This window comes from Sphingobacterium sp. UBA2610, from assembly GCF_002339225.1.
Classification (GTDB): domain Bacteria; phylum Bacteroidota; class Bacteroidia; order Sphingobacteriales; family Sphingobacteriaceae; genus Sphingobacterium; species Sphingobacterium multivorum.
On record NZ_DDKA01000011.1, the window covers coordinates 170,338 to 191,240 of the forward strand.

Sequence of the window (20,903 nt, forward strand, 5' to 3'; positions counted from 1 at the left end):
AAATTAGTATGGAGGTTAGTACAAGGGAATCGCTAGAAGAGATTCAAAATTTTGACGGAAAGTACCCAAAGCAAATCTGGAGTTTGTTTTTTTCCGAGATGTGGGAAAGATTCTGTTTCTATGGTATGCGCGGTATGTTGGTGTTCTTTATGATCACACAATTAAACTTTGCTGAAAAGGATGCCAATTTACAATATGGAGCGACACAGGCATTTGTTTATGCGTTTACATTCATAGGTGGGCTGTTTGCAGACAAAATTCTTGGTTTTAGAAAATCTTTATTTTGGGGTGGCTTATTGATGATCGTAGGGAGCTTATTTCTTGCTGCAGATCCGCATAAGTATTTCTTTTTTGGTTTATCATTTATCATAATAGGTACCGGTTTTTTTAAACCCAACATATCGACGATGGTAGGCGAGCTGTATAAAAAAGGTGATGTTCGTCGTGATGGTGGTTTTTCGTTGTTTTATGCGGGAATAAATTTAGGTGCATTCTTAGGCGGATATATCTGTGTTGCGATCGGTAAAGGATATATGCTGACGTCAATTATTTCTGAGGGACATCGTTGGAATGTTGCTTTTGGCTTGGCGGCGGTAGGAATGTTGGTTAGTTTAGTGAATTTTCACTTTACCAAAAGGCATTTAGGACCAATAGGACTTCAACCAGGGGATCCTGAGGCCATAGTAAAGACGAAGGCATTACCAAAATGGGTAGAATATGCTGTATATATTGCCACGTTGATTTTTATCCCTATTATTCAGATCATGGTGTCAAAAACGCAGTATACAGACTATTTTATGTACACAATTGGCCCATTGACGCTGTTGTATCTTTTCTATGAAATGTCTAAAGTGACTGCTGAAGAGCGGAAGAAATTAATTGCTGCCCTGGTGTTTATTCTTTTCTCGATTATCTTTTGGGGAATATATGAGCAAAGTGGCGGTTCCTTAAGCATCTTTGCTGCTAAGCATTTGAATGATTCTTTATTGGGCGTTATGACGCTCGATCCAAATGGTGTTAACAATTCAGGTGGAGCGTTATTTATTATTGCATTAGCACCTCTTTTTGGCCTTTTTTGGATTTGGCTGGGCAAGCGTAAACTTGAGCCAAATACCATTATTAAGTTTGGTCTTGGTTTTGTTTTCTTGGGATTAGGTTATTATGTTCTATTTGCTACGCGTTTATTCGCTCACGATGGTATGACCTCATTGGATGTCTTTACCCTTGCGCTGCTTGTTATTACCGTTGGGGAGCTTTGTCTATCACCAATTGGTCTTTCCATTATGACGAAATTGTCTCCGGCGAGATTGCAAGGTATCATGATGGGAATGTGGTTCTTGGCGAGTGCTTACGGTCAGTATGTAGCAGGTTTGATCGGTGCTAGTATGGCCGAAGCTAAGGAAGGAAGTTCATTGGCGGATAAACTGGTGACTTATACAGAGAGTTATAAACAATTAGGCTTATATTCTTTGATTGCTGGTGTGGTGCTTATAGCCTTGTCGCCTGTTGTGCGTAAATTGATGGGTAACGTGAAATAAGCGGTAATAATTTTGACACAGTAAAGTTATTCTTTCAATATAAAAAAAGCTTGATTTAATAATCAAGCTTTTTTTATATCAATAAATCCATTTGAATTTATAATCTTTTTCTGGAACCTTCATCCGATCAGCCAGTCTAGCCAAACGATCGGGTAGTTTTAGTAGATAATCTCTCGCTTTCTCACCTTTATCATTCAGGCCAGTAACTTGATCTATTTTCCACTCACTATTCAGCTCTTTCAAGATATCCACGTAGTCCAAAGCAGTATATACTCCCAATCGTTGGGCCGCGTCCGAGAAATGTGCAAATGCTTCTCCTTGGGGCTCGCCTGCTTCTCTTAAGAACTGGGCTGGCATAACGATTTTTTTACGCATCATATCCTCAAATGCAATCATGACTTCACTCGGGTCTACTGTGATTGCTTTTGAAATAAAAGACATATAGGCTTTGGCATGGCGTGCTTCATCAGATGCGATGACACCACACATTTTTGCCAAAAGTTTATCTCCGCTTTTTTTAGAAAGCCCAGATACACGACGGTGGGAAACGTTGGTTGCCAATTCCTGAAATGAAGTATAAATAAAATTCCGGTAAGGGTCTGCACCAGTACCGATATCAAAACCGTCTTGAATAAGATATTGTGTAGACATTTCAAATTGGCGCATGTCTATTCTGCCTGACAAATAAAGGTATTTGTTCAACAGGTCACCGTGGCGGTTTTCTTCAGCTGTCCAAGCGCGTACCCATTTCATCCATCCACCCTGTTCGTTTTTGTCAACATCTTCTACCATGGTCAACCATGATTCGTACGTTGGAAGGGCCTCTTCGGTGATGGTGTCACCAACTAATACTGCGACTAAATCATAAGAGAGTTCTTTTGCACTTTCCTGCAACTCTTTTACTTCCTCAAAAAAAGTGTCCCTGGAAGAATCTGGAAGAAAATCGGCAGGTTGCCACATGTCTTCAACAGGCTTCAGGTATTCGCTCATCTCATTGAGCATGAACGGTTCCAAATAGGCCATCACTTCTTTACGTGAGCCTTCTGGTAAATTTAGAGGTAATTCTTGCATATCATTACAAAGGTAACTAAATAGCATCAATAAATTATAAAAGCGAACTATAATTGTTTAAAATGCCAAAAATTACTTTTTTGGCTGAGGATACCTTGGAAAACCGACATTGATAATGACATAAAAAACAGATTGGTCAGCCTGTATTCGATAAAATACTATTAACTTTGTATAAATTATTTAGACGACGTTGGAAAAATTTAATATAGATAAAATACGTGCCGATTTTCCGATTCTGAAGAGAGAGGTCAATGGTAAACCATTGGTTTATTTGGATAACGGCGCGACAACACAGAAGCCGAGTTCTGTTATCAATTCGATTGTACATTATTATACAGATATGAATAGTAATGTGCATCGGGGCGTACATTATCTTAGTCAGATATCGACGGACGCTTTTGAGGTGACTCGGAAAAAAGTTCAGGCTTTCATCAATGCTGCTGAAGATAAGGAAATCATTATCACCAAAGGAACAACAGATGGAATAAATCTGATTGCAACTTGTTATGGCAGAGCTTTTATCCACGAAGGTGATGAGATTATTATCTCAGCGATGGAACACCATTCTAATATTGTGCCTTGGCAGATGCTTTGTGATGAAAAGGGCTGTAAAATTCGGGTTATTCCGATGAATGATAAAGGTGAGCTCGATATGGATGCCTATAGCAATTTGTTTAATGAGAAAACCAAATTAGTTGCTGTAACCTATGTTTCAAACTCCCTCGGGACAATCAATCCTGTGAGCGAGATGATTTCAATTGCTCACCGACATGGTGCAGTTGTATTAGTTGATGCTGCACAAGCGGTTCAACATATACAGATTGATGTTCAAAAGCTTGATGTAGATTTTCTGGTATTCTCCGGGCATAAAATGTACGGCCCTACTGGAGTTGGGGTGTTATACGGTAAAGAGGACTTATTGAACGCGATGCCGCCTTATCAAGGTGGTGGAGATATGATTAAAGAGGTTACTTTTGAAAAAACGACCTATAACGAACTGCCCTTTAAATTTGAGGCGGGTACGCCCAATATTGAGGCCGGTATCTGTCTGAACGAGGCTATCGATTATATCAATTCAATAGGTCTGGAAAATATCGAGGCCTACGAGCACGATTTGTTGCAGTACGCTACGGAGAAGTTGGCTGAAATTCCAGGTATGCGGTTTTTTGGAACGGCCGAGAAGAAATGTTCCGTTATTTCATTTGTAATCGACGGCACGCATCCTTATGACGTTGGTGTGATCTTGGATAAATTAGGAATCGCTGTGCGTACAGGCCACCATTGTGCCCAACCTGTCATGGATAGGTTTGGCATCCCGGGAACTATTCGTGCTTCTTTAGCCGTATATAATACAAAAGAGGAAATAGATATTTTGGTCGCTGGTATCCAACGCGCGGTCAATATGTTGGTTTAATAAAAAATAGGTATGACCATTAATGAAATACAGGATGAATTAATTGAGGATTTTGCTTTCTTTACGGATTGGATGGAAAAATATGAGTACATCATCCAGCTGGGAAAAGAAGTGCCTCTAATTGATGAACAATACAAAACAGATGAATATATCATCAAAGGATGTCAGTCCAAAGTATGGCTTTTCCCGGAAATAAAAGATGGAAAAGTGTATTTTACGGCAGATAGCGATGCGATTATCACAAAAGGCTTGGTGAGCTTAATGGTCAAAGTGCTATCTGGACATAGCGCCAAGGAGATCGTTGATGCCGATTTATATTTTGTAGATAAAATAGGGTTAAAAGAACATTTGTCACCGACAAGGGCAAATGGCTTGCTATCCATGATTAAACAGATGAAATTGTACGCATTGGCCTTGCAAGTGAAAGCTTAAAAGGGGATTATTTATCCCCTTTTCTTAATACTATTTTACATAGCTCTTATCCTCAGCTTGAGGTTCCTCTTGAAATTATCCTATGAGCTCCTCGATAATGATTTTTTTCATTTTCATGAGCGCTTCATTCGCCTCCGGTCGCTGTAGTAATGTTGCAATTTGTTCGGGTACGATCTGCCAGCTTACGCCGAATTCGTCTTTACACCAGCCACACATGCTCTCTTTACCTTTTTTCGTGATATTATTCCAGAAATAATCAATTTCCTGCTGATCTTTACAGAGGATGGTGAGTGAAATACCTTCGTTAAACGTGAAAGTTTGAGGAACTCCGCTATCCATTGCCATGAGCGTAAAATCCCGGACTAAAAATTGGGTATGTTGGATTGATCCGATATATTCACCTGCTGTGTATTTCATGATCCCATTGCTTCGAAAATCATGAAATAATTCTGCATAAAATGCTAAAGCCTGTTCACAATTTCCCTGTTGCTCTCCGCAATACATTAAGGTTGGTACAATTGCCTGTTGGTTGGTGTCGCTTAGTTTACCGAGGTATAATTGCCAATTGACACCAAACTTGTCGGCCAGCCAGCCGTAGTAAGGGCTCCAAGGGTAGGAGTTTAGTGGCATTAAGGTATTGCCGCCCACAGAAAGTGAATTCCAGATACGATCAATTTCCTCTTTGCTTTCGCAAATGGCCATAAATGATATGGAGGGGTTGGGTTTGAATATGGGACCTCCATTTATTCCAATAAATTTTACACCGTTTAGGACAGCTTCAATAACGATGGGAGAGCTATTACTAATATGGCTTTCGGGGAAGATGCGACAGTAAAGATCAAAAGCTTCCTGCGCGTTTTGATCGAACCAAATGGATGGGATAATTGAATTATTCATCATTTTCTTTTTGTTTTAGCATTCACCTATTTGTATTTGTCGTTTAAGCCCTTTTTAGCGAGGACCAACGGCTTAATTTTTTCAAGACGGGATTGTTTCGTTTTTTCTTGCTTGGCCTCATCGATGTACTCGATGTATTCTTTCTGTTTTCTTGGTGTTAAAGCCCGGAAACTTTCCTCGAAGGTCGGATCTGCCTGTAGCGCTTCTAATAATAGACCAGTGGGGGGCTTCGTTGGAGATTTCGTTGGTTTGAGCTCTTTTCCCTCGTCAATGGTTTGGATGGATTCTTGGATATAGGCGGCTATTTTTTCGACATCCATATCCATAACGTTTTCAAAGCGCCATTGTCGTAATGCTTTCGTTTTTCCTTCGGAGGCACTGATGAGATGTTTATCCGGATCGGCTAAGAATACACCATTATAAAACCAAAGGGAAAAGAAATTTTTAAAGCCGCCCCAACCGATGACATTTTTTCCTTTATGAGTATAGATGTAACTCCCCCATTTGAATTCCTTTTTTAAGGAAGTTCGCAGGATGATTTGCTGCATGAGTTCTTCGGCCTCCTGCCAGTTCCCTCGGCTTTGGTACCAATTAGGGCCTTGTTTGTCTTTAAGCTTATCAATATTAAAATTGACAATATCGGTAATTATTGGTATTGGAATCGGTTGATCTAAAGGGATTTGTATCGCACCTTTTGTGGTTTTAAAATTTTTGAGTTCTGTAGCGAAGTGCGCAATAGCAGCTGGTCCTGGATAGAGGCCCAAATGGTTTTTGTTCATCGCAAAATGGATGATATTACCCTTGTATCTGAAGGTCGGCATTTGATAGGAGATCGTTTCATCTGCAGAAGGAGGGACTAGGCCAGCAATAAGCTGTCTCACCTTGATCAGATATTCTTTTTTTTCCTCTTCAAATTGATTGATATATTCGTCTATTGTTGCGATGCTCGTTGCCATAATTTGTGCTATTCTTTGATTCTCGTATACTTATTCTCAATAAACTGTATCGTTTCGGACATAAGCTGATGGAGTATCTCTATATTGATGTCGCTTAATTTCTTGATGTATATGCAAGCTTTGCCTATTTTGAATTTCCCTAGCTGATCGACCAAATGTCGGTGCTCATCGGCACCGGTAAATACATAAAGGGAGATTGCTGATTTTCGGGGACTAAATCCGATCAAAGGAGCATAGCCTTCATGCCCACTTGCATAGGTATAATGATAGTTTCCAAATCCGATGATAGTTGGTCCGTACATTTTAGCCGGCTCACCCGTTGTGGTTTCCATAAGTTGTATCAGTGTTGCACTATCGATTTGTTTTTGTGGGTCGTCAACTGTTTTTATAAAGTCTTGGACAGATGCTTCGGTATATGCCGTTTTATTTTTTGCCATGTATTAGTTGAAGTCTTTTGCCGGATATTCGGATAACTTTAATTGAATATCTTTAATTGAATATATTGTGTTTGAAGTAATTCGATGAGCAGCTATTTTTAGATAGCACTATTTTTGGAACATAAAATCGAAAGCTCCAGTTCTCAGATTGATATCGTATTCTAGATAGGCTTTCATACACGCTAAAAAGTTGGCCCAACCTTCTGTTTGTCGCATCATAATCAGAATTCCATCTGCATCGTTGTTCATTTCGTGTTCTGTAATCTTTATGACCGTCGCGCTTTCTCCGAATGTGGATAGTGTGATTTCTACCAGTTGATTGGGAAGTCCCCCGCTCCAGTCAAAAGAGATATAAGAATTGGGGCTGATGGTTTTTCCTGTCACGGGAAAACTGTCGGGAAATTCTGGAAATGTCCATTCTACCGTTTTATCTGTCTCTAGACGTCCAGTTGAAGATTTTATAAAATAGTGATTCATTCTATTAGGATCTACAATAGCCTCAAAAACTTCGTTGATTGGTCTCTGAATTTGGATGCTGGCTTTGGCGGTTAGTTTTTCCATATTAATTTAAAGTTTTAGACAAATATTCAATAAATACAGATAGCTTGTATCTGATTATGTTAAAAATATTTAAAAGATCTTTTGGTGACCATGGAGCAATCTATTGCTTAGATCACTGTTTATTTATTTTAAGATGTATATACGATATAAACATCCTATTAAAGAATAGGTTTTCTTTTTTGGGACTCGGATCAATATTTCCCCTAAAACGAACGAATTGTACACTTATAAAATGTAGTTTTAGATTATTTTTGATTATAGTTAAAATCGATCCTATATTCCTTCCATTAGGTCGCCAGGAACGATAATTCAATAAATTTAGAAAGGGTGTCTGTCTGAAATCTTTCAGGTTGGATTTGCCATCTTCATAAAACCAAAGTTATGTTTAAAATCAAGTGTTTTTTTCTTTTTATACTTTCTTCGGGAATATTGTTTTCGAGCGCACAGATTAAAAATGTAAATGAGGGCAATGAGGCTTCAAATATGTTTAATGATGCGACAGCACGTGATAAAAATGCGATTGTTGAAGCAGAAACTGGTTGGTGGAAACAAGCTGCATTAACTCGTGAACAACGCCTAGAAAAATGGAAGGTAGCCTCATTTGGGATGTTTGTTCATTGGGGTGTTTATTCTCAATATGGAAATATTTGGAAGGGGAGGCCGGGAGGGGGCTATGCGGAGCATCTGATGCGTGTGATGAAAATCCCACGTACTGAATACCTTGATTCTGCACGTAGATTTAATCCTTTAAAGTTTGATGCAGAGGAATGGGTATTGTTGGCAAAAAATGCAGGGATGAGATATTTTATCATCACGGCTAAGCATCATGATGGCTTTGCGATGTACCCTTCCGCATTTTCAAGTGATTATTCATTGTCAAGCACCGCATTTAAAAGGGACCCATTGGCGGAATTAGCAGTAGCCTGCCATAAACATGGGCTTTTGTTTGGATTCTATTACTCGCATGCTTTTGATTGGGAGCATCCGGATGCTCCGGGCAATGACTGGGATTACAGTAATCCAGGTGGGGATAAATTGTTGGGTGGTACAAATTGGTTTGACAAACATCCCGAATGGTTGACAAAGGCCAGGCATTATGTGGATCAAAAGGCGATTCCACAGATTGAGGAGCTTATTCAGCGCTATCATCCGGATTTGTTGTGGTTTGATACACCTCATAAGTTGCCGCTATCTGAAAACCTGAGAATTTTAAAAGCTATTCGAACAGCAGATCCGAATATCATAGTCAATGGTCGATTGGCCCGTACAGAGGAAAAGAATTATGGCGATTATCTGAATACGGCAGATCGACCTGAGGAGTATTATCCAGTTGCTTCTGGCGCTTATTGGGAGGCCATACCAACTACAAATGAATCTTATGGCTATTCGTCGACCGATAAGAGCCATAAACCGACCGCTCATTTTATCAAACTCTTAGCGAAGGCTAGGGCCATGGGTGGGAATATTCTAATGAATATTGGCCCAAAAGGTGACGGAAGCATCGACAGTGCTGACGTCGCAATTTTAAAGAGGTTAGGTCACTGGATGCGGGGGAGTAGTGAAAGTGTCATTGCTGTTGGACCATCTCGTTTACCTCGTCAGCCCTGGGGAGTCATTACACAGCGTAAAAATACCCTGTATTTACACGTTTTCGAACGTCCTCTACGGAATGATCTTATTGTCGGCGGACTGATTGCTAAGGTTAATTCTGTTTCGTTACTGTCGGGAGAAACGATCAGAAAATACAGATCCGAAAAAGATGGACTGCATATTCCTATAGATCAAATTACGTCTCAGGAGGATGACCTGGTTGTGGTGGTGCAATTGAAGGATACGATAACGAATCCAATAAATCCTGATTTAATGTATGTGGATCATAATATCAATAAAAACCGGCTACTGACCTTTTATGCAAAACAGATAGGTAGTCCGATGAAGTTTGGAGATGGTAAAAGGAATCGCTACTATGTGACGGGGTGGACTAGTTTAAATCAGGGTTTGAGATGGGAAACGAATGTGTTAAATGGCGGACGCTTCAAGGTGGCTATCCGGTATGTGAAAGATGTTGCAGGTACGGGAGGGAAGCTCGGCTTAAATTTAGGGGGGAAGAATACGGATTTTACAATAGATCCGTCGTCTGCTGTCAGTTTGCATGACAATCAACTTGAATTGGGTACGGTGCTATTACCAAAGGGCAAGCAAGTGATTGAATTACGTGCCCATACTATAGCGGGGGGCGAAATGGTGAAGTTTTTGGAAGTCATATTACTGCCCGAATAATTTGTATTGAGATCGGTGAGCATCTGTCGATCCTTTGTTTAAATCTATCTCGGTTTAATTTCCTCTAAGTCTCGCATACCAACTTATACCTAATAACAATTTTCAATCAATTTTTAGACAGTGATTGCTCAGTGATTATTCAGTCTATACTGAACTATCACTGAGCAATCACTGAACGAGCACTGAACAAGCACTGTAATAAAAGCGAATTTCGTCCCTACTTGATCCTAATTTGTGCAGCTAAAAATTAAAAAAGAAAAGGACTACGCTTAGATAACAAAACGATCGTTATTGTGGGGTAATAGAACATTTTGGGATGTAGATTAACATGTTCCGATCAAACCCTGTCTACACTTCTTTCGGGTTCAAATACCGATAAAGCAAAAAAAGCTAATCGTAAGATTAGCTTTTCTTTTGTGATCCCGCTGGGATTCGAACCCAGGACCCATACATTAAAAGTGTATTGCTCTACCAGCTGAGCTACGGAATCCTTTCTGTTTTTGAAAGTGATGCAAAGGTAGAAAAATAAGTTATTTGCGCAAAATGTTTTTGTCTTTTTTATTGATTAAAGTTGTAACTATTTAAAAATTACCGAATTATTTTTTATTAAAAAAGTCTTTTAGAAACTTGTGGATAGGATTGATTTGTATGGAGGCTGTTTTTTGGAACGAGGAGGTGTATTTTTAATGCAGGATAACCATAAAAAAAGTCAGCTAACTGCTGACTTTTTTATTTTTTAGGGTTGTATTGCTAACATTATTCAGTTACCACACCCATTTTGCTAAACTTATCAATTCTTTCAGTAACTAATGTATCGCTATCTTTAGCCGTCAATTCAGCAAGATCTTTCAACAGCTGGCTTTTTAGATTAGCCGCTGCTGCCGCGGGATCTTGGTGAGCACCACCTAGCGGTTCAGGGATAATACCATCAATCAAGCCGTTGCCCAACATGTCTTCTGAAGTCAATTTTAATGCCTCAGCGGCTTTTTCTTTATGATCCCAGCTTCTCCATAGGATAGAAGAACAAGATTCAGGCGATATGACCGAATACCAGGTATGTTCCATCATGTAGACTCTGTTTCCAACGCCAATACCCAAAGCTCCACCTGAAGCTCCTTCACCAATAACAATGCAAATGATTGGAACTTTCAATACAGCCATCTCCATGAGGTTGCGTGCAATCGCTTCACCCTGTCCGCGTTCTTCAGCTTCAAGTCCTGGATAAGCACCCATCGTATCAATTAAAGTGATCACAGGTTTATTGAACTTTTCAGCCATTTTCATTAAACGTAGGGCCTTTCGGTAGCCTTCAGGATTGGCCATTCCAAAGTTGTGGTATTGACGCTCTTTGGTGTTTTTACCTTTTTGATGACCGATGATCATAACGGCATTACCATCAATAGAAGCCATACCACCGACAATCGCTTTATCATCCTTAACGGTTCTGTCACCATGCAACTCGATAAATTCGTCGCAGATAGCTTCTATATAATCATAAGTCTGAGGGCGATCCGGATGGCGTGACATTTGAACGTTCTGCCAGCCTGTTAAATTGCCGTATATTTCTTTTTCAGTAGAAGCAAGCTTTTCTTCAAGCTCACGAACGGTTGCGCTCATGTCAACTTGAGTTTTTTCGGCAACTTGAGTTACCTTTTCAATTTGCAATTGCAAGTCTGCAATTGGCTTTTCAAAATCAAACGTGGTTTTCATATATCTATTTTATGAAAATATTCAGAGGGCTAATTTAGCGCATTTTTTCTGAAATTAAAATTAGGGAGGATAATATCATTGGAATTCCTTTGTTACATTTGCGTTATAATCGTACTGGTGGCTTAGTTTTTGATTGTAGGCCTGTGAAAAATGTTGACTTATGCTGAAAAAATATTTTTACTTTCTTTTGTTACTGATCTTACCTACACTTGTTCGATCAGAAAGTTATCCTGAGGTTTTATTTGACAATAGTGTTATCAACGGGAGTTATGCTAAGAGTATCGCTCATTATACTGGTGAATCATGGATCCAAAATGTGAGCTATAGCCTACCGGTTTCCGATAGTTTGTTTTTTACGCCAGGCAATTCGCTTTCTTTGCGGTACGTTTCTTCTCCTAATGGTAAATGGGAGGCAAGTATTTTAAACGATAAACAGAAATTTCCCTATTTAATTGCTAAGGATGATCAGCTAACTTTTAAGCTTTTTATTCAAAGCAATACTGAAAAGGGACAATTGCCAAAAGTCACCTTACAGCAAAATGATACAAGGACAAATGCTGTGGATATCGCAAATTATATCGATGATTTTGCTTATGATACCTGGCTTAATGTTTCCATTCCAGTCGCCAAATGTGTAGGAATTTCATTAGGGAAGCCTGTTTCGGCTTTAATTCTTGAACAGAATGGAACTGCACTGCAGACAAATCAATTATTTATCGATCAAATAGAGTTTTTGCCCAAAAACTATCCAAAGGTAAGACTGTCATCAGCAGCTATCTTATCTAAGATCAGTTCCGTGGATAAACAAGTCGAGTTGGTCTGGCAATTGCCGCTAACACCAAGTATTCGCTACGTGAAAATCTATCGTTCGGAAGATAAACTCAATTTTCAGCCGATAGCAATTTTACCCATCTATGTACAGAAGTCGCTAGATAGGGTAAATGAATATAACAAATCTTATTATTATAAGATCGCTTGGGTAGACTATAATTATGTTGAATCTCCTTTTTCTGAGGTTAGGGAGGTACAGACAAAAAAAGGTACGGATACGGAGATGTTGAATTTTATCCGGAATGCTCATGTGAATTATTTTATAGACAACTATGATGTGAATAGTGGTATGTTTCTGCCTGATCGAGGCAATAGGCAGGCTATTGTATCTACAAATGAAACTGGCTATGCGATCTTGGGCCTACTTGTGGCAGGAGAGAATAACTTGATCTCGCGACAAGCTCTTTTAGTCAGGTTAACACGGATTGTAAAATTTTTGAGCAGTGCACAACAACATCAAGGGGTCTTTACAGCGCTTTACGATGGCCGGTCGGGGGTGCCTTATTATCGCGATTCAATTCCAACGTACGATTTGCGCGGAACCTCCCATATCATGGAATCGCTTTTAATCGCCCGGCAATATTTTTCTAAAGAAGATCCCGAGGAACAGACGTTGAGAAATAATATTACGAAGCTCTGGGAACGCATAAATTGGAACTATTTTACCGACGCACAGAATCCTGATGTACTCTGGAATAAGTGGTCGCCTGTAGACAGTACAGCTAGATCGAGGCCTTTGGGGGGATTTAACGAGAGTTTGGGTACCTATTTACTAGCGATGTCTTCACCTACCCACCCTTTAGCTATTTCAGCTTATATCAATGGATTTGCAACCAAACATCAAGGCAACGAATTGTATTTTGGGGATGACTCCAGTGATTTGGCTCCTGAACTCAAAATGAAATTAAATGATTCTTTGGCGCTTTCAATAAGTGCAAACCCTTTAATTGGCGATAGGGGAAATGCCGGAATTTCGATCTACTCCGACGACAAAGTTATTTTTGCCAAGAGTATTGCAGGCGGCAGTTTAAATGAATCATTGATGTCTGTCTATCGTCCCTTTTTGATTATGGATCCTAAAGGGAAAGTAGATGACTTTGTAGATTACAAAAAATATTTATCGAATTATATTCTTGCCTATAAACGGAGAGATAATGAAATGAGTATAGGGACACGATTTACCGATATTTGGGGAGTGGAAAATGTGGAAGATACCTATCAGGGGTATTTGGTGAATCCTGCAATAGCTATTGCAGCTTACCCATTTGAAAAGGAGATTGGTCTAAAAGCATTACGTAAATTTTACGAAGAATACGCTGATGTGTTATTTACACAATATGGTTTCAGAAGCTGGATTGATATTAAAAACAACGATGTTTCTGAAAGTTATCGTGCGAGGAATCAGGCAACGATTGCTGTGATGATCGAGAATGCAAATTCAGGCATGATTTGGAAATTGTATGAAAATATTCCTGAGGTAAAAAAGACTTTAGAAAAAGTATATACCAAGAAATAGATTTGTTACGTTAGATATGACGTAGAAGGGATGTCATATTGGACTTTTTTCGCTATATTTACTTGCTTAAATCGATATTAAATACGTTAGAAACGACATGCTTAGAAAAATTAATTTGGGAATTTTAACCTTATGTGCAAGTTTATCGTTATTTTCCTGTAAACAACAAGCTATTGTAGTCAATCCAGGTGCAGTTGTAACAAAAGATGGAACTGATGATGGTTTGAAAAATGTGAAGAAGGATTTTAATGACGCGAAAAGAACTGATGAAGGGATTAAGTTTAGTATATCGTCTGATTTATTGTTTCCAACAAACTCTTCTTACCTATCTGAGAAGGCAAAAACTGAAGTTAGTAAATTGGCGTTGATCTTGAAGGAAAGTAATAATAAGATCAAAGTTGATGGGTATACTGATGCTACGGGTACTGTTGAGTATAATCAGTGGCTTTCCGATAAAAGAGCGGCGTCTGTTAAGAAGTTCTTGGTAGATTCAGGGGTTGCTGAATCACGCATTACGGCAAAAGGTTTCGGTCAGTCAAATCCAGTTGGAGATAATAAAAGTCCGGAAGGACGTCAAAAAAATAGAAGAGTGGAAGTTACTATTTTAGATAAAAAATAGTTTATCAGACCAATTCTTAATATAAAAAAAGCGAGATATTTAAGATATCTCGCTTTTTTTATGCAGTTATATGGCGGTTTTACACCGCTGTATATGGTCTCCCGAAACAAGGTGTTTTAAAACAGGAGACATCGGAATGGGGCCTGTTCTGCAGAAATTGTTTTCGATAAAATCCGGGCCTAAGACAAATAGCGTTGAAAAAGATGAATTTAGAGGAAGAAAATAATAGACAGAAGCCAATTTTTCGGGAAGCCATGTGGTTTTGGTTTGAGTTAGGTTGGATAAGTTTTGGTGGAACAACCGGCCATGTGACCATTATGCACGATTTTTTGGTCGAAAAGAAAAGATGGGTAAGTAACAGGAAGTTTTTTCAGGCACTTAATGCATGTATGTTGTTGCCGGGACCGGAAGCGCATCAATTGACGATTTATTTAGGATGGAAGTTGCACGGCATAAAAGGTGCTGTGTTGGCCGGGGTATTTTTTATTGTTCCCTCACTTCTTATTATATGCGGACTCAGTACACTATATGCGCACTATGGCAACACCGCATTGTTTATTGCTTTATTTTCGGGTTTAAAACCTGCAGTTCTTGCGATCATTATATTTGCAACCTTTCGGGTGGGGCAGAAATCTCTTGTCAGTACATGGCATTATTTGGTAGCATTGGCCGCTTTTCTTCTATCGTATTTTGCTGGGGTTCCAATGCCCTGGATTATTATGGGTGTGATCGCTGTTGGTCTATTACTATATGCAATCTTGTCAAAAACTTCCAAAATTGATGCTAATCGTGAAAATGAAGACAAGCAGTTCGAATCTACTTATTATGTCAATACGCTCGAAACACTTCCTTCGGTATCCTACCGTCGTATTTCTCTTCAGGTGTTGCTGTTTTTCTTACTATGGTTGATTCCGTTGAGCATTTTGCTGTTTTTTACCATCGACACGGAATTTTGGAAGACACTTTCTTTTTTATTTACAAAGTCTGCGTATTTGACGATTGGAGGTTCTTATACAGTCATTCCCTATGTTGCAGCTCTTGTGACAGAGAAATTGTTTTGGCTTTCGAAGAGCCAGATGATAGATGGATTTGCTCTTGCAGAGACGACCCCGGGGCCTTTAGTGGTTGTTTTGGCCTATGTTGGTTTTATGGCTGGCTTCAATCATTTTCATCAGTCCTATTCCATGGCCGCAATAGGTTTGATCACTACAGCATATTTTACCTTTTTGCCAAACTTTGCCTTGATTTTTGTTGGGGCACCACTGATTGAACGGACCCAAAAAAATACATGTATACAATTTATCCTATCTTTAGTGACTGCATCCGTAGTTGGTGTAATCGTTAATTTAGCCTGTTATTTAGGTATAGGGATTCTATTTCCAAGTGGTGTCAGTTCTTGGTATGCCATTGAGCCGATGGCTCTGGTTTGGGTGCTATTTTCACTTTTTCTTTTATTCAAGTATAAAATAGGCATGTTGAAACTTATATTGTTGAGTTTGGCCTACGGCTTTCTCTTATTTTTATGGCGATAAAATAAAATGTCCATTGGCTGATGAGCTTCGCAAGCAAGTTTATTAAAGATTGAAGGGCGTTTTGTGAATTTGATAGGGCCATTCGAGGTAATATACGCGCATAAACAAGAAAAGCCCATCGTTAGATGAGCTTTCTTGTACCTAGGGCGGGAATCGAACCCGCACTCCCTTAACGGGAACAGGATTTTAAGTCCTGCGTGTCTACCAGTTCCACCACCTAGGCAGGTGAGCGAAAAACGAGATTCGAACTCGCGACCCCAACCTTGGCAAGGTTGTGCTCTACCAGCTGAGCTATTTTCGCATTGGAATTTTATTTCAATTTTTAAAAGAACCTTGCGTTCCTTTTTGGTGATGCAAATATAGAGCGAAAATTCAATATTGCAAAATATTTATTTACTTTCTTTCTGTGTTTTTTATAACTCCTTTGAATTCAGTGTAGAAAAAATTAAATCACTTTCAAATCCGCGGGATAGTGCAAACTGATAAACTTTGTTTTTAACTGCATAGTGGTTCTTACCACTAATTTCACGGAGTTTTTTGTCAATGATATGATTTAAGATTTGTTCATATTCATCTGGATCGATTTGCTTAAATGCAATTTTTATCAATTGTTCGGATACCCTTTTTGCTTTGAGTGCCTGCTTGATTTTTACTTTACCCCAGCCTTTCATGCGGAGTTTTCCGTTACAGTAGGCAATAGCAAAGCGTTCTTCATTTAAAAAATTATCGCTGATCAAATTGGCCAATACATTTTCGACTTCTACTTCATTCAGTCCCCAGCTGTAGAGCTTATCGCGTACTTCTTGCTGTGCGCGTTCTTGATAGACGCAATAGCTTTCCGCTTTCAACTGCGCCTGATGCTGCGTTAATATCTTCTTGTTTCTTTTTTCTTCGTCAAACATATTGTCAAAATTTCAAAAATAATATGAAATAACTAAAAAAATGTTCAGTTTTGACACAATCAAAATATATCAGGAGAATGTACAAAATATCGGAAATCGCCCAGATTTTACATCCCAATCGCACATTTATCACGGATCCCAATTCTTTTGTCCAGCATTTATTTTATGACAGCCGTAAAATTGCTCAGGCGGACAACGGGATTTTTTTTGCACTTCAGAAGAACAGAGATGGTCATCGGTATATCCGGGAAGCCTACGAAAAAGGAGTTCGTAATTTTGTGCTTCAGGCCGATGAGGGACAGGAAATGGAGCTTTTGGAAGCTAATATTCTTTGGGTAGCGGATAGTTTAGTTGCTATGCAGGAGCTGGCAACTTTTCATCGTCAGAAATTTGATTCTCCTGTCATTGGAATTACTGGGAGCAATGGCAAAACGATTGTAAAAGAGTGGCTTTTCCAGCTTATGTCTCCTGAATATAAGATTTACCGAAGTCCTAAGAGCTATAATTCTCAACTTGGTGTGGCGTTGTCCTTGTGGGGGTTATCCGATCAGTATAATCTTGCGCTAATCGAAGCGGGGATTTCAGAAAAGGGGGAAATGCTGCGCCTTGAGCAGATGATAAAACCAACTATAGGACTATTGACCAACATCGGTGTTGCCCATAAAGCTGGTTTTAAATCTAAGGAGGAAAAGATTTATGAAAAGCTCGAGCTTTTTAAAAATGTTGAAACCATGATTTTTCCAAACAGTTACCTCGAAAATATTCAATTGCCTTATAGGCCACGAAAATTTTCTTGGGGGCTTGATGAGGGCCTTTCTTTGGAAGTGTATTCCATCAAACAGGTTAACGACCGATTTACTATGGTCACGTTCTATTATACCGGTCGCACCTTTGCTGTTGAAGTGCCGTTTGTGGATAAAGGAAATGTTGAGAACGCGATAAATTGTGTAGCGGTGATGCTACGTTTTGGTTATGAAAATGAAGTGATCGCATCGAGGATTAAAGAGTTGCAGCCAGTGGCGATGCGTCTTGAGTTAAAAAAAGGAAAAAAGAATAGCTCAATTATCGATGACTCGTATAGTAATGATCTAGATGCGCTGCAGATAGCCCTGGAGTTTTTAAATCAGCAAGGACAGCATCCGTTCAAGATGTTGATATTGTCGGATATCCCTGGTGTCCATATCGAAGATGAAAAAAGTTTGTCCAAGCTGAAACGTTTGCTTCGTGAGTATCGTTTGGATAAATTGATATTGATAGGTGAAGTGTTGCCTAAAGTGGCAGCACAATTTGAAGTGCCTTCTATTTCATATAGCGATACAACTGCTTTCTTGGCCGATATTAGGTCGCTTTCTTTTGAAAATGCCACGGTATTATTGAAAGGAGGACGTGAGTTTCATTTTGAACGTATCAGTCAGCTTTTAGTTGCAAAATCGCATGATACCGTGCTTGAAATCAATTTGAATGCACTCGAGAATAATTTGAACGTATATCGACAGCTCCTGCCGAAACAAGTGAAACTGATGACCATGGTCAAAGCTTTTTCTTATGGTAGTGGAAGCTTCGAGATCGCAAATCTTTTGCAATTCAATCGGGTGGATTATCTGACGGTTGCTTTTGCGGATGAGGGAGTTGATTTGCGTGGTGCAGGCATAAAATTACCTATTGTAGTGATGAGTCCTGATGAAAGTTCTTTTGAGTCCATTGTTCAGTATAACCTTGAACCGGAAATTTATAGCTTTAGAATATTGTTCTCCTTTTTGAATTTTCTGAAAACGAAACAAATAGCTTCTTTTCCGATTCATATTAAGATAGATACAGGTATGCATCGGTTGGGTTTTATGCCTGACGAGGTCGATCGTTTAATAGCTGTGTTAGGTGCGGAAGCGGTTTTAGAGGTTAAATCTGCATTTTCCCACTTAGCGTCTGCAGGTAATGAAAAGGATCGGGAATTTACACAGCGACAAATTGATCTGCTGGATGAGTTTACAAAGCGTCTCGAAAGTGGTATAGGATATTCTTTTCTACGTCATATTGCAGCAACATCGGGTATTGAATTGTGGCCGAATGCGTATTTTGATATGGTGAGGTTGGGGATAGGTCTCTATGGTATCGATATTGAGCGCCATGATTTACCCATTAGGGAGGCGAGTACCTTGAAAACGAATGTGACACAAATTAAATACCTCCCAGCAGGTGAAACCGTAGGTTATAATAGGCACGGCGTCCTGTATAGAGACAGTAAGATTGCGACAATTAAAATTGGTTATGCAGACGGTTACGATAGGCGTTTTGGTAACGGTGTCGGTAAAATGTTGATAAACGGTTTTTTAGTCCCTACTATAGGTGATATATGTATGGATATGTGTATGTTGGACGTAACGGATGTGGAAGTTGGAGAGGAAGATGAAGTTATCGTTTACCCTGATATAAAGTCAGCGGCGAAGACTATAGGGACGATTCCCTATGAACTGCTGACGAGTATTTCCCAACGCGTAAAAAGAGTATATTTTTATGAATAATAAAGGATATTCTGCATTTTTGAATAAAATTTGATTTTCAATTCATGTTTAGCAAATTAATCAGAGGATTTATTAATTATTTGATACGAGGTGTCCTGGTAGTGGTTCCTCTAGCTGGTGCAATTTTTTTAATAGTTTGGATTGTTGCATCAGTTGATTCGGCATTGAATCTAACTGAACATTTTTTGGAGGATGATAGGGGGCACCCCTTGTATATTCCAGGAATAGGTATTCTGACCGTTATTTTGGTATTGGTTCTGGCGGGGCTTATTTTTACAAATTTTGTGACAGACCCCATTAAAGTGTGGATTAATCATCAGATCCAGCGGATTCCACTTTTAAATACATTATATTCTTCGATTAAAGATTTTACGGAGGCCTTTGTTGGTGATGCAAAGAAATTTAATGAACCTGTCCTCGTGACGGTGAATGAGTTTGGTCTGAAAAAGATAGGTTTCTTAACGCAGCATGATTTAAAAAGCATTGGGCTTGAAGAAGAAGTTATGGTGTATTTTCCATATTCCTACTCTTTTGCAGGGCAGGTTGTCATTATCAGTGCAGATAAGGTGAAAAAATTAGATATGTCTCCAACAGATGCCATGAAACTCGTTGTTTCCGGTGGTGTGAGCGGGATAGCCCATTAGTCGGCTTTCATATCGCTTAAGTAAAAATGCTGGAAGTCGTTGTATGATTTCCAGCATTTTTATTTTTGCCTATTGTGTCTTTCAACGTGTGCGACTTTTTCAATTTATACGTCCACGTTGTTATCGGTTCAGGATATTGTTATTGATTTTTTTTCTGTCCTAAAGTCGGATTTACTGGTGGGATTGGAATATAGCCGTCATCGCCAGGTACTTTTGGAAATTCGTGATTTTCCCATTTTTCGCGCGCTATTTTTAAAGTTTCAATGTCTGAAGCGACGAAGTTCCAGTCGATATATCGTTGTTCAGGAAAAGGTTCACCACCAAAAATGTAAACTGAAGTACCCGCCTTCATTTCGAATTCACATAGTTTTGCATCCTTGGCAACTAAAATCTGTTTTGGACCGAATTCCTGGCCTTCCGCATGAACAGTTCCATGAAGGATATATAATCCACTTTCGCCATATAGGTAATCGCCCAGTTTGATGGTCGCATCTTGTTCTGCTTTGATTTCAATAAGATATAATGGACTATATACCGGAACCTCGGAACGATGGTTTTTAATTTCACCTGCAATTAAACGATAAGATACACCCTCTTCGGTCCAATGTGGAAGCTGTGGTTCTTCTATGTGAACAAAATTAGGTTCCATTTTTTCGAGTTCTTTTGGTAGGGCCACCCAAATCTGCAGCCCATGTAGGTCGTGCGGGGTAGATCTCAGCTGTTCGGGAGTTCTTTCGGAATGTGTGACACCCTTACCTGCCGTCATCCAATTGACTGCTCCAGGTTTGATCTCCACGGCATTTCCTAAGCTGTCACGGTGCATAATGCTACCTTCGAATAGATAAGTCAATGTGGATAACCCGATATGCGGATGTGGAGCAATATCCATAAAGTGCGGTTCGGCAATGTTATCAGGTCCCATGTGGTCGATAAAAATAAAAGGGCCGACCATACGTTTCTGCCTGAAAGGAAGAAGTCGCCCAACTAAGAAATTGCCTATGTCAGCGGCTCTTTCTTCAATAACTATTGCAATATTTGACATAA

At 39.3% G+C, this 20,903-nt stretch carries 17 protein-coding genes and 3 tRNA genes; 9 read left to right on the plus strand and 11 right to left on the minus strand.

Annotated elements, in window-relative coordinates; translation table 11 throughout:
- Nucleotides 1-8: 8 nt before the first annotated feature.
- Nucleotides 9-1,538 (plus strand): peptide MFS transporter, encoded by a 1,530-nt coding sequence (locus tag B4Z47_RS08255; protein ID WP_115046804.1) that lies wholly within the window; start codon nucleotides 9-11, stop codon nucleotides 1,536-1,538.
- Between the two features lie 78 nt (nucleotides 1,539-1,616).
- Here the strand turns inward: B4Z47_RS08255 and B4Z47_RS08260 are convergent, their stop codons facing one another.
- A complete protein-coding gene (locus B4Z47_RS08260; protein WP_075994021.1) occupies nucleotides 1,617-2,609 on the minus strand; it encodes an acyl-ACP desaturase in 993 nt (330 codons plus the stop codon).
- Nucleotides 2,610-2,799: 190 nt separating this feature from the next.
- Here B4Z47_RS08260 and B4Z47_RS08265 point away from each other — a divergent pair, with 190 nt between their 5' ends.
- Entirely contained in the window at nucleotides 2,800-4,023 is a 1,224-nt protein-coding gene (locus B4Z47_RS08265) for a cysteine desulfurase (protein ID WP_115046806.1), read from the plus strand.
- A gap of 12 nt (nucleotides 4,024-4,035) precedes the next feature.
- On the plus strand, nucleotides 4,036-4,455 hold the full coding sequence (locus tag B4Z47_RS08270) for a SufE family protein (RefSeq protein ID WP_075994020.1): 420 nt from the start codon (nucleotides 4,036-4,038) through the stop codon (nucleotides 4,453-4,455).
- 75 nt (nucleotides 4,456-4,530) lie between these two features.
- On the opposite strand, the gene B4Z47_RS08275 is transcribed toward B4Z47_RS08270, so the two are convergent.
- The 4 genes from B4Z47_RS08275 to B4Z47_RS08290 all read right to left on the minus strand — a co-directional run bounded on the left by B4Z47_RS08275 (nucleotide 4,531) and on the right by B4Z47_RS08290 (nucleotide 7,306).
- Nucleotides 4,531-5,355: a VOC family protein gene (locus B4Z47_RS08275; RefSeq protein ID WP_115046808.1), complete on the minus strand. Its 825-nt coding sequence runs from the start codon at nucleotides 5,353-5,355 to the stop codon at nucleotides 4,531-4,533.
- 23 nt (nucleotides 5,356-5,378) lie between these two features.
- Nucleotides 5,379-6,308 (minus strand): DUF1801 domain-containing protein, encoded by a 930-nt coding sequence (locus tag B4Z47_RS08280; protein ID WP_115046810.1) that lies wholly within the window; start codon nucleotides 6,306-6,308, stop codon nucleotides 5,379-5,381.
- A gap of 8 nt (nucleotides 6,309-6,316) precedes the next feature.
- On the minus strand, nucleotides 6,317-6,745 hold the full coding sequence (locus B4Z47_RS08285) for a DUF1801 domain-containing protein (RefSeq protein ID WP_088162799.1): 429 nt from the start codon (nucleotides 6,743-6,745) through the stop codon (nucleotides 6,317-6,319).
- A gap of 108 nt (nucleotides 6,746-6,853) precedes the next feature.
- Entirely contained in the window at nucleotides 6,854-7,306 is a 453-nt protein-coding gene (locus B4Z47_RS08290; RefSeq protein ID WP_115046812.1) for an SRPBCC domain-containing protein, read from the minus strand.
- Nucleotides 7,307-7,687: 381 nt separating this feature from the next.
- Between B4Z47_RS08290 and B4Z47_RS08295 the strand changes: the two genes are divergently transcribed.
- Nucleotides 7,688-9,586, plus strand: a complete 1,899-nt coding sequence (locus tag B4Z47_RS08295; RefSeq protein WP_088162798.1) for an alpha-L-fucosidase — start codon at nucleotides 7,688-7,690, stop codon at nucleotides 9,584-9,586.
- Between the two features lie 417 nt (nucleotides 9,587-10,003).
- Here B4Z47_RS08295 and B4Z47_RS08300 read toward each other — a convergent pair.
- Both B4Z47_RS08300 and B4Z47_RS08305 read right to left on the minus strand, forming a co-directional pair.
- Nucleotides 10,004-10,076: transfer RNA gene (locus tag B4Z47_RS08300), tRNA-Lys, on the minus strand.
- Between the two features lie 266 nt (nucleotides 10,077-10,342).
- Entirely contained in the window at nucleotides 10,343-11,296 is a 954-nt protein-coding gene (locus tag B4Z47_RS08305) for an acetyl-CoA carboxylase carboxyltransferase subunit alpha (protein WP_115046814.1), read from the minus strand.
- A gap of 160 nt (nucleotides 11,297-11,456) precedes the next feature.
- On the opposite strand from B4Z47_RS08305, the gene B4Z47_RS08310 reads away from it, so the two are divergent.
- From B4Z47_RS08310 to chrA, 3 genes are all read left to right on the plus strand, one after another.
- Entirely contained in the window at nucleotides 11,457-13,643 is a 2,187-nt protein-coding gene (locus B4Z47_RS08310) for a glucoamylase family protein (RefSeq protein WP_088162797.1), read from the plus strand.
- Between the two features lie 97 nt (nucleotides 13,644-13,740).
- Nucleotides 13,741-14,262, plus strand: a complete 522-nt coding sequence (locus B4Z47_RS08315) for an OmpA family protein (protein ID WP_075994015.1) — start codon at nucleotides 13,741-13,743, stop codon at nucleotides 14,260-14,262.
- Between the two features lie 203 nt (nucleotides 14,263-14,465).
- Entirely contained in the window at nucleotides 14,466-15,794 is a 1,329-nt protein-coding gene (gene chrA / locus B4Z47_RS08320) for a chromate efflux transporter (protein ID WP_115049411.1), read from the plus strand.
- Nucleotides 15,795-15,932: 138 nt separating this feature from the next.
- On the opposite strand, the gene B4Z47_RS08325 is transcribed toward chrA, so the two are convergent.
- The 3 genes from B4Z47_RS08325 to B4Z47_RS08335 all read right to left on the minus strand — a co-directional run bounded on the left by B4Z47_RS08325 (nucleotide 15,933) and on the right by B4Z47_RS08335 (nucleotide 16,696).
- Nucleotides 15,933-16,017: transfer RNA gene (locus B4Z47_RS08325), tRNA-Leu, on the minus strand.
- Nucleotides 16,018-16,022: 5 nt separating this feature from the next.
- Nucleotides 16,023-16,095: transfer RNA gene (locus B4Z47_RS08330), tRNA-Gly, on the minus strand.
- A 112-nt stretch (nucleotides 16,096-16,207) separates the two neighbouring features.
- Complete coding sequence (locus tag B4Z47_RS08335; RefSeq protein ID WP_088162796.1) at nucleotides 16,208-16,696, minus strand: regulatory protein RecX; 489 nt, start codon at nucleotides 16,694-16,696, stop codon at nucleotides 16,208-16,210.
- Between the two features lie 77 nt (nucleotides 16,697-16,773).
- Between B4Z47_RS08335 and B4Z47_RS08340 the strand changes: the two genes are divergently transcribed.
- The gene (locus B4Z47_RS08340; protein ID WP_088162795.1) at nucleotides 16,774-19,215 is read left to right on the plus strand and encodes a bifunctional UDP-N-acetylmuramoyl-tripeptide:D-alanyl-D-alanine ligase/alanine racemase; all 2,442 of its coding nucleotides are present in this window, start codon (nucleotides 16,774-16,776) and stop codon (nucleotides 19,213-19,215) included.
- Between the two features lie 44 nt (nucleotides 19,216-19,259).
- On the plus strand, nucleotides 19,260-19,859 hold the full coding sequence (locus B4Z47_RS08345; protein WP_088162794.1) for a DUF502 domain-containing protein: 600 nt from the start codon (nucleotides 19,260-19,262) through the stop codon (nucleotides 19,857-19,859).
- Nucleotides 19,860-19,998: 139 nt separating this feature from the next.
- On the opposite strand, the gene B4Z47_RS08350 is transcribed toward B4Z47_RS08345, so the two are convergent.
- The gene (locus B4Z47_RS08350; RefSeq protein WP_088162793.1) at nucleotides 19,999-20,901 is read right to left on the minus strand and encodes a pirin family protein; all 903 of its coding nucleotides are present in this window, start codon (nucleotides 20,899-20,901) and stop codon (nucleotides 19,999-20,001) included.
- Nucleotides 20,902-20,903: the final 2 nt, after the last annotated feature.

Excerpts from the sequence above, each read along its gene's own strand:
- B4Z47_RS08255 (WP_115046804.1), top strand. The coding sequence starts at position 9 with ATGGAGGTTAGTACAAGGGAATCGCTAGAAGAGATTCAAAATTTTGAC.
- B4Z47_RS08260 (WP_075994021.1), bottom strand. The coding sequence starts at position 2,609 with ATGCAAGAATTACCTCTAAATTTACCAGAAGGCTCACGTAAAGAAGTG.
- B4Z47_RS08270 (WP_075994020.1), top strand. The coding sequence starts at position 4,036 with ATGACCATTAATGAAATACAGGATGAATTAATTGAGGATTTTGCTTTC.
- B4Z47_RS08275 (WP_115046808.1), bottom strand. The coding sequence starts at position 5,355 with ATGATGAATAATTCAATTATCCCATCCATTTGGTTCGATCAAAACGCG.
- B4Z47_RS08280 (WP_115046810.1), bottom strand. The coding sequence starts at position 6,308 with ATGGCAACGAGCATCGCAACAATAGACGAATATATCAATCAATTTGAA.
- B4Z47_RS08285 (WP_088162799.1), bottom strand. The coding sequence starts at position 6,745 with ATGGCAAAAAATAAAACGGCATATACCGAAGCATCTGTCCAAGACTTT.
- B4Z47_RS08290 (WP_115046812.1), bottom strand. The coding sequence starts at position 7,306 with ATGGAAAAACTAACCGCCAAAGCCAGCATCCAAATTCAGAGACCAATC.
- B4Z47_RS08295 (WP_088162798.1), top strand. The coding sequence starts at position 7,688 with ATGTTTAAAATCAAGTGTTTTTTTCTTTTTATACTTTCTTCGGGAATA.
- B4Z47_RS08305 (WP_115046814.1), bottom strand. The coding sequence starts at position 11,296 with ATGAAAACCACGTTTGATTTTGAAAAGCCAATTGCAGACTTGCAATTG.
- B4Z47_RS08310 (WP_088162797.1), top strand. The coding sequence starts at position 11,457 with ATGCTGAAAAAATATTTTTACTTTCTTTTGTTACTGATCTTACCTACA.
- B4Z47_RS08315 (WP_075994015.1), top strand. The coding sequence starts at position 13,741 with ATGCTTAGAAAAATTAATTTGGGAATTTTAACCTTATGTGCAAGTTTA.
- chrA (WP_115049411.1), top strand. The coding sequence starts at position 14,466 with ATGAATTTAGAGGAAGAAAATAATAGACAGAAGCCAATTTTTCGGGAA.
- B4Z47_RS08335 (WP_088162796.1), bottom strand. The coding sequence starts at position 16,696 with ATGTTTGACGAAGAAAAAAGAAACAAGAAGATATTAACGCAGCATCAG.
- B4Z47_RS08340 (WP_088162795.1), top strand. The coding sequence starts at position 16,774 with ATGTACAAAATATCGGAAATCGCCCAGATTTTACATCCCAATCGCACA.
- B4Z47_RS08345 (WP_088162794.1), top strand. The coding sequence starts at position 19,260 with ATGTTTAGCAAATTAATCAGAGGATTTATTAATTATTTGATACGAGGT.
- B4Z47_RS08350 (WP_088162793.1), bottom strand. The coding sequence starts at position 20,901 with ATGTCAAATATTGCAATAGTTATTGAAGAAAGAGCCGCTGACATAGGC.